This is a genomic window from Caballeronia eucalypticola, from assembly GCF_047608185.1.
Lineage (GTDB): Bacteria > Pseudomonadota > Gammaproteobacteria > Burkholderiales > Burkholderiaceae > Caballeronia.
This window is the reverse complement of record NZ_JBLKRU010000005.1, coordinates 105,087-118,274: the sequence shown is the minus strand read 5'-3', so window position 1 is coordinate 118,274 and position 13,188 is coordinate 105,087. Positions and strand designations below refer to the sequence as shown.

Sequence of the window (13,188 nt, the reverse complement as noted above, 5' to 3'; positions counted from 1 at the left end):
CAAGGGCTTTTATTCAGATCGTCCTGTCATATTGCCTCTGAATTGTTATAATAGCCCGCATGGAGTCTACTAAACCCTTTAAGAGCCCACTTGAAGGCCGTAAAGCCGGAAAACCGCTTCCCATTCCGGTGCAACGGACGCTCATGAAGCTCGGTGAAGACCTGAACCGCGCGCGCCGCCGCAGAGGGTTGACGCAGCAGGCGCTCGCCTCGCGCATCGGCGCTGGACTTAATACAGTCAAGCGCATGGAGAACGGCGATCCGCACGTGCAATTACATTTCCTCGTGCGCGCGCTCCATTTTTTCGGTGAACTGCAGCGGCTCAATGATCTTCTCGACAGCGGCCAAGACGATATCGGCCTCGCGTTGATGGATGAAAAGCTGCCGCAGCGGGTGAGAGCCGCGAAGAAAACCACCAAAGCGTTCTAACGGGTCAAGTGGATGAAAAGCAAACCTTCCAGGTCCGGCAAGCCCGGTATCAGTACGGCTTTGGAGGTTCACCTCGGGGCCACCGGCACGCTTGTCGGCCACTTGAACTACGTCAGCCAGGGGCGGCGCGAAGTGTCGCAGTTCGCATACGACGAGACCTGGCTCGACAGTCCGGATCGGTTTGAAGTCTCTCCTGACCTGCCCCTCGAACCTGGTTATCAGCCGCGTCGGGCGACGAACCCCGTGGATTCGGTGTTTCACTTTGCATTGGCCGATACGGCTCCCGACGCATGGGGGCGTCGTGTCATCAACCGTATCCACGCCAAGGCGCGCAAGGATAATCCCCGCCTGCTCCCGCTGAACGAGCTCGACTATCTGTGTGCAGTGGACGATTTCAGCCGCATTGGCGCGCTCCGCCTTTGCGACGAAGAGATCTATCTGAGGACGGTTGATGAAGGCCGGCGCACGACGCCGCCCATGATCGAACTTGAACGCATGTACAGGGCCACGCGCGCGGTCGAGACAACCCGGGAAACTGCGGAGGACCTGCGTTACTTGCAAGGTAAGGGCACCTCACTCGGCGGCATGCGTCCCAAATGCACCGTACTCGATGAAAACGGCAAGCTCGCCATCGGCAAATTTCCGAGTGTCAATGACACGATCAATGTCACCCGGGCCGAAGTCCTGGCGCTCAAGCTCGCGCGCCAGGCGGGCATTACGACCGCCAATGCGCGGTGCGTCACGCTCAATGACACGCCGGTCGCGATCATCGAACGATTCGACCGGGAGGAAGGCGACTTGCGCATCCCTTATCTTTCGGCTGCGTCCATGCTGCAGGCGTCGCGGCAACATGCCCACGCCTACACCGAGATCGTCGATGTGATGCAGCAAAAGTGCTCGCATCCGGACGACGACGCTCGAGAGTTATGGCGCCGCCTGGTTTTCAACCTGCTCATCACCAACACCGACGACCATCTGCAGAACCTCGGTTTTCTGTATGACGGCAACGGCCTATGGCGCATTTCGCCGGCATTCGACGTGAATCCGATGCCCGGCAAGGTGCGAGAGTCCACGACCTGGCTTACTGAAGATGCGGGTCCTATTGAATCGGTCGAGATGCTTCTGGATACGTGCGCCTATTTTTCACTATCCGATGCACAGGCCAGGATGATCCTTGGGGAAGTCCTGGACGCGGTAATGGAATGGCGGCGAGTGGCCGTGACGCCGGACGTCGGTCTCGGCGCTCACGAGTTGGATGATTTCGACGATGCCTTTGAGCATGCTCAGACGGACCAGGCTCGTAAGTTACTGGGCCGCGTAATGCTGCGGCCTGAGCTCGTCGAAGATGCCGAGGATATTGGGTAACCGGCCCGGCTGACTGGTCGTTCCCGAGCAGTCAATTCGTCCGGATCGGCGGATATTTACTCGTGTTTTGTTATGAATTTCCGCCTACTCTTGTCTTAGCGGCCGTACGCAGCGGCCGTACACAGACACCATCATGACGATGGGATCGTTGCATCAAACATGGGGTCCGGGAGTTCATCTTGAAACAGCTTATGTCCGCGGTCATCGCCGCTTCGGTCTTGATGCTGCCCGCCGTTTCGTTGGCTGCGCAAGCCGACGGCCCAAGGGCGCTGGACCGCGTGGTTCAACAGAACGAGAAATATGAACGGGACCACCCGCGGCAATTGCCGGCCACCCACAGCGAGTGCAAGGCGTCGAACCCGGGCCAGTAAACTGAAAATCGCAGCGAATGCGTTTCTTCCCGATGGTTGGAAACGGCTTTTGCAAGCATCGCTGCGACGTTTAATACGTTTCAATACTCAGTAGACGATTCTTCCGCAGACAACCTTCACGCGAACAAGCGCCTGATTCTTTGCCAGAACGCGAGACGGTGTGGGTGCGCAACTTCCGCCGGCACCTCTTCGTCCGGATGGTAATGGACCTCCCGAACCTGCCGAACCTGTGAGACAAGCAGCCCGATGTACATGGTGACTCTCCCGACGTTGGACTTTTAAGTTCGCGGAAAGTCGGCAGCTTGGAGTTCGTGCGCGCACTCGCGCGGCGACATGGGCTTATCCGCTTCCGCTAAAAGGGGGTTGGCGTACAAAGATATTGTTGTTTCTGGCATAACCCTCCTTTTTTAGCTTATTAGCTCGCCGCCTCACGAACCGCCGACGTCCGGTGGTCATCGATTTAATACAAACAGCTTAACGAAATAAGCATCCCGAACTATTGGCGCATTCACTGAACCGAATAAAGCGCCGGTCAATGTCCAACAAACCGTCCCATTGTCATATTAGGCCGATCCAGAGCCGGGGGGAATACGCACCAGCAACCGTCGTCATGCCGGAAGAAAAGCAGCGCGCGCGATCCAAAAGGCAACGCAGTTTCTACACACACATATCGCCTTCCGCCTAAACGCGTGCGGCTGAACTCGGTGACTCGAACCGGGGTGGAAAGACCGGGAGCCAACCATTTGTCGACTTGTGTCCGTAGCGAATATTCATGCGTGGATTTCATGTGCTGCTCCGGCAAATGACGCCTGCCCGGCTTCGTCTCGCGCGGGCTTGATGCCGTCCGCGGTACGCCCCGTTTCTTTATCCGAGCTTTGAGTGATGGTCCTGCTGACCGCCGCCGCCCTCAGTGCGCTACACCGCGCGAGATGATTTAAATCTGCGAGTTGAGCAACAAGTTGCCTAGCTGTCCTGCGCTTCATCACACACCTCCCGCACCGCAACCTGAACTTGATAAAACACTTTAACTGTATGCCTGGATCGCCCGTTTGGGCGGCTTGTCGGCAAAATCGCAACACTTTGTCATAAAGAGGAAAGCGCCGAATTGATCCCCACTGATTTGCAACGGTTACTTAAATCAGTTGCTGCCGGCCATGTTTGTTTATCGGCACGCGGAGATTCGGACTTGAGCATCTGCGATCAATGCCGCCGATGTTTTTCGGAGGGGTGCGATCGTTGAGCCGGCAACGGTCAGTTGCTGTGCGATCATCCGCGCGGGTGTTTTTCCACCGGCCGAATCCAACGGCGTGAGTTATCCGACGCTGCCGTTGAACACCTTTTAAAGCACGTTTGCAAAAGCAGTCTGGCAGGGTAAGAAATTGAACTTTGAAGCAGGGGTATAGCAATGAGCACGAATGCAGCGGCCTCAGGCAGTACAGGAAATTTCGACGTAGTAGTCATTGGCGGCGGCGCTGCGGGTATTGGCGTGGCGGCAAGCTTGCTGCGCCGGCGGCTCGATCTTCGCATCGCGATCATCGAGCCGAGCGAGCGGCATTTCTATCAGCCCGCATGGACGTTGGTCGGCGGAGGTGCCTTCAACATAGACGACACCGTGCGGCCCATGTTGTCGGTCATGCCGGAACGAGCGCATTGGCTGCGTGCCAGTGCGAGCGCGATCGAGCCCGGGCAGCATCTTGTCCGGCTCGACGATGGGCGCGCCGTTGGTTATCGGCACCTGATCGTCTGCCCCGGACTGCGGCTCGCATGGGAAAAAATCGAAGGTCTGGAAGACACATTGGGCGCGAACGGCGTGACGTCGAATTATCGATTCGATCTCGCACCGTACACGTGGAAACTCGTCAACGAACTCAAGCGCGGCAAGGCGCTCTTTACGCAGCCAGCCATGCCGATCAAATGCGCCGGCGCCCCGCAAAAAGCGCTGTACCTGTCTTGCGATCACTGGCTCAGGCAAGGTGTGCTTGATCAACTCGACGTCGAATTCAACCTGGCCGGCGACGTGCTTTTCGGAGTCGCTGCGTTCGTGCCGTCGTTGATGAAATATGTCGAGCGCTATCATGCGTCGCTTGCGTTCGGATCGAACCTGGTCGGCGTGGACGGTGCTCGCCGGATCGCTTCGTTCAGCGTGAAAGACAGTACCGGCAGCGTCATGCGTGTCGACAAACCGTTCGACATGCTGCATGTCGTGCCGCCGCAACTGCCACCGGACGTGATCAGCAAGAGCGCGCTTGCCGACAAGGCCGGCTGGTGCGAAGTCGATCACGCCACGCTCGTGCACCCGCGTTATCCGGACATCTTTGCACTCGGCGATGCGTGCTCAGCACCCAACGCAAAAACGGCCGCGGCGGCTCGCAAGCAGATAGTCGTAGTGGCGGAAAACCTGCTTGCTGCGCGTGAGCAAAAACCATTAAGCGCACGCTACGACGGCTACGGCGCCTGCCCGCTGACGGTTGAGAAAGGCAAGGTCGTGCTAGCGGAGTTCGGCTACGGCGGCAAGCTGCTGCCGACCATCCCGCTCGACCCTACCGTGCCGCGCGCCCTCGCGTGGCATCTCAAGACAATGGTCCTTCCGTGGCTGTACTGGAATGGCATGTTGAAGGGCCGCGAATGGCTCGCCGGCCGATGAAACCTCAAGCATGAGCTCCTTGCGTTCGTCACGTTGACGAGGCGCCCGCGTCGATCGACGCGGGCGGTGGGCTCACAAAGGAACACTCCCCAGAAGACCTCGATCAGGCAATTGGAATTTTCTTGCATCCAAATACATAGTTATCCGAACTAACTTCCCGCGATCGTGACTGATCCGTAACAGATGCCACGTCGATTACCCAATCGACGAAATTTGACACCTTAATCGCTCGCTATCCGACCTTTGTTGTACTAAGTGTATGTCCTCGAAATCAATCCATCCCCCAGGCGTCTAAAACCGAGCGTACATATGTTAAAAAAACTTGCAGCGATTATCCCGATCATGGCCACCACTTCCCTCGCGCATGCACAGAGTTCGGTCACGTTATATGGAATTGTGGAAGACGGTGTCGATGTGGTCAGCAACGTGCAGGGGAACCACTTGTTCCAGCTTGCATCCGGCGTGACCGCAGGCAGCCGCTGGGGCGTGCGTGGCACCGAAGACCTGGGCGGCGGTCTCTCAACCCTCTTTCGCCTCGAGAGCGGTTTCAATATCAACGCGGGAAACCTCGGCAGCGGACTCGCGTTCTCCCGCAACGCTTATGTGGGCCTTCAGAGCGTTCAGGCGGGTACGTTGACGCTCGGTCGTCAATGGGACTCCGTTGTGGATTTCGTCGAGCCTTATACGCTTAACGGCAATGTCGGCGGCTATTATTTCGCCCATCCGAACGACATGGACAACACCGACAACGGCTTCCCCATCGCGAATGCGATCAAATATCGCAGCCCCGCCTTTGCCGGATTTACCTTCGGCGGCCTGTATTCGCTAGGCGGCATCGCCGGGCAGTTCTCGAACAACGCCACGTTCAGCGCGGGTGCGACTTACGCTGCAGGGCCGATCAACGCAGGCGTGGCGTATCTGCGCATTAACAATCCAGGTGTGTCGACGCAGGGTTACCAGAACTATCCGGGCTTCACGAATGCGGTCTATGGCGACTTCCTGACTGCCGCTCGCGCGCAAAAAGTACTGGGCGTAGGGGCTTCGTATCAAGTGCTCGCGTCGCTGCGCGTGTTGGCGGACTTCACGAATACGATATTCCAGCAAGGCAGCGCGGGACATGACGCGACGTTCCAGAACTACGAGTTGTCGACGCTGTTTAATCCGACGCCGGCAGTGACAATCGGCGCGGGTTACACCTACACCACCGGCCGCGACCATGCGACCGGCGCGCAGCCCAAATACAACCAGTTCAACCTGACGGCCGAATATGCGTTGTCGAAGCGGACATCGGTGTATGTGCTGGGCGTATTCCAGAAAGCCGCCGGCGACGCAGAAGCCGCCCAGATTGCAGGCTTCAATCCTTCAAGCAACCAGAAGCAGGCGGTTGGGCGGGTTGGTATCCGCAGCACTTTTTAATTCGATGATCTGATCACTGCCTGTATCTAAAGCGACAAGTCCGGTTGCGCCAGGAGCCGTCCAACCGGACACATCTTTATCTTCAGATGAATAGAACGATGCGCTCATTTCTTTGCTAGGGGTTATCCCACCCCTACATTCCGCCACCGCTTTGCCGTAAAGAAGCTACGCATAGCGTTCGGCAACGCCCGACGCCGCACATTCACTTATACGGTTCAACACTAGGCGACGGCAGAAACATGAAGAAAATGACATTGAATCAGAAGCTCGGATCGATGATCGCCGTGCTATGGCTCGGACTGGTCGCGATCGGCTTCATAGGGGCGTGGCAAAGCCGTTCATCGACAATGGACGATCGCCGCGAGCAACTGAAAGCGCTGGTTGCCGAAGGCATGACCGCCACGGCGCATTTCCAGAGTCTCGCCGCGAACAAGACCATCTCCGAAGACGAAGCGAAAAAGCGCGCGCTTGAAGTGCTTGCTTCGATGCGCTACGGCACCGACGGCTACATTTCAGTCAACGACTCGCAGCCGAAGATGATCATGCATCCGATCAAGCCGGCGATGAACGGGCAAAGCCTGGGCGGCTTCACCGACCCGGCGGGGAACAAGCTCTTCGTCAATATTGTCAACGCCGGCAGCTCGTCGCCCGAAGGCGGTTTCATCACTTATCTGTGGTCGAAGCCCGGCAGCGACGTCCCCGTGCCGAAAATGAGTTTCTCGAAGCACTTCGTGCCGTGGGACTGGTTCATCGTGACCGGCATGTATACGGACGACATCAACGCTGCTTTCTACGCGAGCGCATGGCGCTGGTTCGGGATCACCGCGGTGCTCGGCGTGCTCGCTTCGCTGGTCATGCTGCTGGTGTTACGCAGCATCAAGCGTGAGCTCGGCGGCGATCCGTCGATTGCCGTGATCGCCGCACAGCGCATTGCACGCGGTGACCTGACCACGCATGTGCCGCTTGCAGACGGTGATTCGCATAGCCTGATGTTCGCGCTGAGCGAGATGCAAAGCGGCCTGGTGGAAACCGTCACGCGTGTTCGCACCGGGACCGAGAACATTAACGTGGGGGCGTCGGAGATTGCAGCGGGAAATACCGACCTGTCGCAGCGCACTGAACAACAAGCCGCTGCACTGGTACAGACTGCGTCGAGCATGGACGAGATGACGGCTAACGTGAAGCAGAACGCCGACAGCGCGACGCAAGCCGCCAAGCTGGCCGGGGAAGCAGCCGACGTGGCCCAGCGCGGCAGCGGCGTGGTCGAGGAGGTTATTCATACCATGACGCGCATTACGGAAAGCTCGAAGCAGATTGGCGACATCATTGGCGTGATCGATGGCATTGCGTTCCAGACCAACATCCTGGCGCTGAACGCGGCTGTGGAAGCAGCGCGAGCCGGCGAGCAAGGGCGTGGGTTTGCGGTAGTGGCGGCGGAAGTGCGCAGTCTTGCACAACGCTCGGCGACGGCGGCGAAGGAAATCAAGGCGCTGATCGGGACATCGACGGAGACGGTGAAAGAAGGCGCGTCGCTGGTGTCGAACGCCGGCGCGACGATGGGTGAAATCGTGAGTTCGGTGCGCCGCGTGAACGAGATTCTCGATGAAATCAGTCATGCGTCGAATGAGCAGAGCGCGGGTATCGAGCAGGTCAATCGCGCAGTGGGTGAAATGGATCAGGTGACGCAGCAGAACGCGGCGCTGGTAGAAGAAGCGGCAGCGGCGGCGCATTCGCTGAAGGATCAGGTCGACGTGCTGCGTGAAGCGATTGGGAGCTTTTCGCTGCCGGCTTGAGAGGATGACATAGACGCACGATGAACAAAAGGGCCATGCAAATGGCCCTTTCGTTTTTAAACACGCAGCAAGTATGTTGTCGCCGATATTTTCCGGTCAGCCCTGCAGCGGATGCTCAAGGAAAAATCGCATCATGATCGTGCTGGCATCGGGACCCATTGCGTCGGTGTACGAACCATTCGCGCTACCGCCCGCCCAGGCGTGCGGAGCACCATGAATCAACCACAACTCCGCATCAACGCCGTCCGCCGATTTCAGCCTTTCCACCGTGCTTTTACGCTTGCCCGCTTCTCCACGAGAAGTCTCGTCGAATATAACGGCCTGAGCGCCGAAACCGCGCAACAACTCAGCCGTGTTCGATGGATGTACGGTTGTGTCAGCATCGCCGTGAAACACGATCAGCGGCCGCTTCGGAGCCGCTGCACGACGAACACCCGGCGACTTCCCCCCTCGCATGGCCGCCAGCGCCGATTGCAAATCGTGCGCGGCCCCCACGGCCAGCCCTGAATGCACGCATGCAGCGGCATAAAGATCCGGATACGCCTGGACCATGATGGCGGCCATTGCCCCGCCCGCCGATAAACCGGCGACGAATACGCGCGCCGGATCAACTGCGTGCTTCGACATTACTTCTCGCGTGATGCCCGCAATCAGCGCCGGCTCGCCGCTGTCGCGCTGCTGATCGCCAGGCTTGAACCAGTTCCAGCACTTCGATGCGTTCGCACCTTGCGGCTGCACCGGATACACCACGATGCATCCATCCCGCTCCGCCACCGCGTTCATCTGCGTGCCCGCGGCGAAGTCATCGGCATCCTGCGTGCAGCCATGCAGCATGACCACCAGCGGCAACGGCTGGCTGCCGTGGTGCTTCGGCACATAGACCTTGTAGTTCCGATGACCGGCGGCACTCGTGAACGTATGCGTCGTGAGCGTGCCTGGATCCGCGACGGCCGGCGCGTCTGTATTCGCTTGATGCATTGGCTGAGCGTGTGCGCCAAGCGCACGCTGCAGCGCCGCCGTCGCTTCCTTTGGGCCGCGTGCGCGCAGCAGCTTCATTGCATCCTGCATCGAATGCAGGAATCCTTCATTGAGTTTCATTATCTTTCCCATTGGTTGCTGCTATTGCTCATCCGCCAGCATCACAAGCGGTATCACTATTTAATCCGGCCTGCCAGCGCCGCTTTTACTGCGGGCGATGCATGAAAAGCGCCGAGCACGACGATCGATGCGATCGTTTCGAGCGCCAGTTCAACCGACACGTCGGCAGCAATACTTGCGAGTCCCAGCACCTGAATGTCGAACTTTTCACCCGCCTCGCGCGCCGCTTCAAGATCGCGCTTCGAAAAGTGCTGCATGCCCAACACCAGTGCGCGCCGCGTCACCGTTTCGTTCACGACCTGCGAGTGCGTGGCCAGTTGATTCCTGATGGCCGTGCGAATCAGGTCCGTGCGGTTCGAGTAAAAACCCTCTTCCACCAGCAGGTCGATCTGTCCCAAGTCCACTGGACCGAGGTTTATCGTGATCTTCTCTGTCTCACCACCCTTCGGCCTGAGCACTTCAACTTTTTGAATCATTCAAACCATCCGGTTACCATCCAATGGGATGTTTATAGGCTGGTTTTCGCAGTGCGTCAAGGATTTTTGCCAATTTACGATAGTCAGCCAGCGATGAAAACGGGAGTGCGGGCCCTCGGGAACGGCCCATGCTGAAGTGGTTGTCGTGGTTCTTTTTTTCTTCGCGGCGAAGTTGCCGCCTGTACGCCAGAGCATTTCGCCGCTCTGAGACCCGGACGCCCAGGGTTGGGTGCGACACGGTTTGCCATCGCGTTGCCGTCCGGAGCAATCCGCTACCTTCGTTCTGTTTTTTCATCGCGACGACGTCGCGTGCTTCTGCACGCCTCTCGAGTGCTTTTGGGAAAGCCGAGCGGTTAATGATCCTAGGAGTACTACGTATGTTTATTCATAACAAACGCCTGCAATACACTGTCCGCGTTGCGGCTCCCAACCCGGGTCTCGCCAACCTTCTGCTCGAGCAGTTCGGCGGCCCGCAGGGCGAACTTGCCGCGGCCTGCCGTTACTTCACCCAGGCCGTAGGAGAGGACGATCCGGGCCGCAAGGACATGCTGTTCGATATCGCCACGGAGGAGCTGAGCCATCTGGAGATCATCGGTTCAATTGTCGCGATGCTGAACAAGGGCGCGAAGGGCCAACTAGCCGAAGCCGTTGAGCAGGAAGCTGAGTTGTACCGATCGATGACTTCCGGCGGCAACGACTCGCACACCACTGCCCTTTTATACGGCGGCGGTCCTGCCCTCACGAATTCGGCGGGCGTGCCTTGGTCGGCGGCGTACATCGACACCATTGGTGAGCCGACTGCAGATCTGCGCTCGAATATTGCAGCCGAGGCGCGTGCCAAGATCGTGTATGAGCGCCTGATCAATGTCACCGATGACGCCGGCATCCAGGAAGCGCTTGGCTTCCTCATGACGCGCGAAATTGCGCACCAGAAGTCGTTCGAGAAAGCGCTGCATTCGATCCAGCCAAATTTCCCGCAAGGCAAGTTGCCAGGCGTGCCGGAATTTACAAGCGTCTACTACAACATGTCGCAAGGCAGCGAGCCGGCGGTGCGCGGCCCGTGGAATGAGGGCGGCGACTGGAAGTTCGTGGAAGATCCGCAACCGGCCGTGGATGGCGGTGATGGACTCGCGACCGTGGGGGTATCGGCGGAAGAAGTGGATGTGTTGCAGGCCATGGCCGCACGCACGGCATCGGACAAGAGTTCGGATCCGATGACCGGCGCCGATCTTGGATCGGGGCAAGCGACCGGGGTTTGAATTAGTCGCGTATGTAGAAGTATTGGACCGCATGGCCTGGGAAAATCGGGCCATGCGGTTCGCTCGGTCTGAAGTTGATTTGGGGTTAACGCAGTCGTTTCGATCTCACACCGCTTCCCGCTCCGGCACCACTCGCCGCACCATGAACCAGTAAAACAGCGCGGAACATCCCGCTATCAATCCACCCGAAATCAACGCGATCGAATACGAGCCGGTTTTATCGACGATAAACCCCGCCACCACCGGCGAGAACGCACCGCCGAAATACCCGCCGAAATTCTGGATCGCGCTGACGGAGGCGACCATCGACTTCGGCGCAACGTCGGATGCCAGTGCCCACGCGGCGCCAATAATCGCCGCAAGGAATGCAAGGCCCAGCGTCATCAACGTAATGGTGACGCCCAACGAATCGACAAAAGGAATGGCCACCGCCGAGACCGCTGCACCGATCGCACAGATCACGATCCACATGCGCTTGGCATCGATAGGCGTCGCCATGCCGCGATCAACCATCTTCTTGGTCAGATACCCCACGATAATCTCGCCAACCGCTCCGCCGATCCATGGGATGCTCGCGTAAATACCCAACTGTACGAACGATATGTGAAAGCGATCGAGCAAATACAGCGGCAGGAACACGAGGAACAGGTTCCACAGCCAGATCGCGCAGAAGTATCCGAGGATCATGCCCCACACGCTGCGGTGCGTGAACAGTCCGCGCCACTCGTGGGTCGAGTTGCTGATCGACCGCTCACGGCCGCCGCCGCCCGCTTCGATATAAGCAAACTCCTGCTTCGAAAGCCGCTTGCTCTGCTCAGGGTTTCGATAGAGAAAAAGAAACACAATGGCGAACGCGATGCCAACAAAACCCGCCACATGAAACAGCGAGCGCCATCCAAACGCGACCATCAACGCAACGAGCACAGCGGGTGCAAGCGCGGGTCCCCATTTCGATGACGAATCCCAGATGCCCGTGGCAAATCCTCGTTCCTTCATCGGGAACCACGCGGCTGTGATCTTCGCCGAGGTAGGCCAGCACGGTGCCTCACCGACTGCGAGTAACGCGCGCATCACGAGCAGCGCGCTGACCGATCCGACCACCCCGGTCATGTAGGTCGCAACGCTCCACCAGATCATCGCCACCGCGTAGGCCTTCTTCGCGCCGAAGCGGTCGATCACCCAGCCCGCGGGCAACTGCATCACCGCATAGGTCCACGCGAACACCGTGCCGAGCAGGCCGATCTGCGTTCGCGACAACCCGAGTTCGCGAATCATTTCCGGCGCCGCAATGGAGAGACTGGCGCGATCGATGTAGTTGATGATGCCGCCCGCCACCAGCCATATCAGCACGGTCCAGCGAAAATTCATGCCGGCACCGGTTGCAACTCCGGCGGGGGCTACGAGCTTGTCGGCCACATCTGTCTCCTCGTTCATGCCGCTGGGCGCCCTCGAACGGACACTCTTTGCGGGGCAACAAATAGTCACACTATATTTCGCAACGACTCTGTAAGGCAGCGGAGTAAACCCGGCTCGACCGTTCAATAGTCTGGCTATATTCCCAATAATTGGGCATGAGACGGCGGCTAAGCGCGGCGCGCACTGCCTTCTTCAAGCACGCTGTCCGCATCCACTCGCGCGCTTTCGAGCTGCACCAGACTCGCCTGCCGCGCGCCCAGCGGATCGCGGCTTTGAATGGCCGTAAGAATCGCCTTGTGCCGCGGCAAGGAGAGCGCGTGCGTATCGGGATGACGGCTGGTCAGGCGAATGGATTCGGACAATGCGAGCGACAACATATTGCCGATGTACGCCAGCATGTCGTTGTGCGTGGCTGCCATGATCGCGCGATGGAACTCCAGGTCGGGCTCGAGCAAATCGGGCGCGGTGGCTGCCCCTTCCATGCGTGTGTAAGCGGCCTCGATCCGGGCGAGATCCTCGCTGCTGCCGCTCGTGGCCGCGAGCGCCGCAGCGGCCGGTTCGATAATGCGCCGCACAGTAAGCAGCGAACGGAAGAACTCACCCTCTGGCACGCTGTTGAGCGTCCAGTGGAGCACGTCAGGGTCGAGCATATGCCAGTCAGCGCGCGGCCTGACTACACTGCCCACCCGCGGCTTCGACACCACCAGCCCCTTCGCCACCAGCACACGCGTCGCCTCCCTCAAGACCGGCCGGCTGACGCCATAGGTTTCGCACAGCAGCACCTCGGCAGGCAGCCGTTCGCCGGGCGCAACCTTGCCGCCGACGATATCCATGCCGAGATCCTGCACGATGCGCCCGTGCATGCTTTTGCCTTGCTGGATGTGTCGATAGTCCATATGCGATGAAAAGATGAGCCTCGGTT

General features: G+C 58.9%; 12 protein-coding genes. 7 read left to right on the top strand and 5 right to left on the bottom strand.

Translation table 11 applies throughout. The annotated features are described in order from the left end of the window. The first annotated feature begins 143 nt into the window (after nt 1-143). The 3 genes from ACMX25_RS08405 to ACMX25_RS08395 all read left to right on the top strand — a co-directional run bounded on the left by ACMX25_RS08405 (nt 144) and on the right by ACMX25_RS08395 (nt 2,164). On the top strand, nt 144-428 hold the full coding sequence (locus ACMX25_RS08405; RefSeq protein ID WP_414949208.1) for a helix-turn-helix domain-containing protein: 285 nt from the start codon (nt 144-146) through the stop codon (nt 426-428). A gap of 12 nt (nt 429-440) precedes the next feature. Next, a complete protein-coding gene (locus ACMX25_RS08400) occupies nt 441-1,793 on the top strand; it encodes a type II toxin-antitoxin system HipA family toxin (RefSeq protein ID WP_414949207.1) in 1,353 nt (450 codons plus the stop codon). Between the two features lie 179 nt (nt 1,794-1,972). Next, the gene (locus tag ACMX25_RS08395) at nt 1,973-2,164 is read left to right on the top strand and encodes a hypothetical protein (protein WP_414949206.1); all 192 of its coding nucleotides are present in this window, start codon (nt 1,973-1,975) and stop codon (nt 2,162-2,164) included. A gap of 532 nt (nt 2,165-2,696) precedes the next feature. Here the strand turns inward: ACMX25_RS08395 and ACMX25_RS08390 are convergent. Beyond that, nucleotides 2,697-2,951 (bottom strand): hypothetical protein, encoded by a 255-nt coding sequence (locus ACMX25_RS08390; RefSeq protein ID WP_414949205.1) that lies wholly within the window; start codon nt 2,949-2,951, stop codon nt 2,697-2,699. Nucleotides 2,952-3,569: 618 nt separating this feature from the next. Between ACMX25_RS08390 and ACMX25_RS08385 the strand changes: the two genes are divergently transcribed. From ACMX25_RS08385 to ACMX25_RS08375, 3 genes are all read left to right on the top strand, one after another. After that, nucleotides 3,570-4,808 (top strand): NAD(P)/FAD-dependent oxidoreductase, encoded by a 1,239-nt coding sequence (locus tag ACMX25_RS08385; protein WP_414949203.1) that lies wholly within the window; start codon nt 3,570-3,572, stop codon nt 4,806-4,808. Nucleotides 4,809-5,117: 309 nt separating this feature from the next. Beyond that, on the top strand, nt 5,118-6,224 hold the full coding sequence (locus ACMX25_RS08380) for a porin (protein ID WP_414949201.1): 1,107 nt from the start codon (nt 5,118-5,120) through the stop codon (nt 6,222-6,224). Between the two features lie 248 nt (nt 6,225-6,472). Beyond that, a complete protein-coding gene (locus tag ACMX25_RS08375; RefSeq protein WP_414949385.1) occupies nt 6,473-8,017 on the top strand; it encodes a methyl-accepting chemotaxis protein in 1,545 nt (514 codons plus the stop codon). A 96-nt stretch (nt 8,018-8,113) separates the two neighbouring features. Here the strand turns inward: ACMX25_RS08375 and ACMX25_RS08370 are convergent, their stop codons facing one another. Further along, the gene (locus ACMX25_RS08370) at nt 8,114-9,115 is read right to left on the bottom strand and encodes an extracellular catalytic domain type 1 short-chain-length polyhydroxyalkanoate depolymerase (protein ID WP_414949200.1); all 1,002 of its coding nucleotides are present in this window, start codon (nt 9,113-9,115) and stop codon (nt 8,114-8,116) included. A gap of 56 nt (nt 9,116-9,171) precedes the next feature. After that, the gene (locus ACMX25_RS08365; RefSeq protein ID WP_414949199.1) at nt 9,172-9,591 is read right to left on the bottom strand and encodes a CopG family transcriptional regulator; all 420 of its coding nucleotides are present in this window, start codon (nt 9,589-9,591) and stop codon (nt 9,172-9,174) included. A gap of 377 nt (nt 9,592-9,968) precedes the next feature. Between ACMX25_RS08365 and ACMX25_RS08360 the strand changes: the two genes are divergently transcribed. Next, nucleotides 9,969-10,850, top strand: a complete 882-nt coding sequence (locus ACMX25_RS08360; RefSeq protein WP_414949197.1) for a manganese catalase family protein — start codon at nt 9,969-9,971, stop codon at nt 10,848-10,850. 105 nt (nt 10,851-10,955) lie between these two features. Here ACMX25_RS08360 and ACMX25_RS08355 read toward each other — a convergent pair whose 3' ends face one another. Together ACMX25_RS08355 and ACMX25_RS08350 are read right to left on the bottom strand one after the other, a co-directional pair. Next, nucleotides 10,956-12,266, bottom strand: coding sequence for an MFS transporter (locus tag ACMX25_RS08355; protein ID WP_414949196.1), 1,311 nt, complete (start codon nt 12,264-12,266; stop codon nt 10,956-10,958). Nucleotides 12,267-12,433: 167 nt separating this feature from the next. Beyond that, nucleotides 12,434-13,162 carry a FadR/GntR family transcriptional regulator gene (locus ACMX25_RS08350; protein ID WP_414949195.1) on the bottom strand — a complete coding sequence of 243 codons (729 nt, stop codon included), beginning with the start codon at nt 13,160-13,162 and terminating at the stop codon, nt 12,434-12,436. Between the last annotated feature and the right edge of the window lie 26 nt (nt 13,163-13,188).

Excerpts from the sequence above, each read along its gene's own strand:
- ACMX25_RS08380 (WP_414949201.1), top strand. The coding sequence starts at position 5,118 with ATGTTAAAAAAACTTGCAGCGATTATCCCGATCATGGCCACCACTTCC.
- ACMX25_RS08350 (WP_414949195.1), bottom strand. The coding sequence starts at position 13,162 with ATGGACTATCGACACATCCAGCAAGGCAAAAGCATGCACGGGCGCATC.
- ACMX25_RS08385 (WP_414949203.1), top strand. The coding sequence starts at position 3,570 with ATGAGCACGAATGCAGCGGCCTCAGGCAGTACAGGAAATTTCGACGTA.
- ACMX25_RS08375 (WP_414949385.1), top strand. The coding sequence starts at position 6,473 with ATGACATTGAATCAGAAGCTCGGATCGATGATCGCCGTGCTATGGCTC.
- ACMX25_RS08360 (WP_414949197.1), top strand. The coding sequence starts at position 9,969 with ATGTTTATTCATAACAAACGCCTGCAATACACTGTCCGCGTTGCGGCT.
- ACMX25_RS08390 (WP_414949205.1), bottom strand. The coding sequence starts at position 2,951 with ATGAAATCCACGCATGAATATTCGCTACGGACACAAGTCGACAAATGG.
- ACMX25_RS08400 (WP_414949207.1), top strand. The coding sequence starts at position 441 with ATGAAAAGCAAACCTTCCAGGTCCGGCAAGCCCGGTATCAGTACGGCT.
- ACMX25_RS08370 (WP_414949200.1), bottom strand. The coding sequence starts at position 9,115 with ATGAAACTCAATGAAGGATTCCTGCATTCGATGCAGGATGCAATGAAG.
- ACMX25_RS08365 (WP_414949199.1), bottom strand. The coding sequence starts at position 9,591 with ATGATTCAAAAAGTTGAAGTGCTCAGGCCGAAGGGTGGTGAGACAGAG.
- ACMX25_RS08405 (WP_414949208.1), top strand. The coding sequence starts at position 144 with ATGAAGCTCGGTGAAGACCTGAACCGCGCGCGCCGCCGCAGAGGGTTG.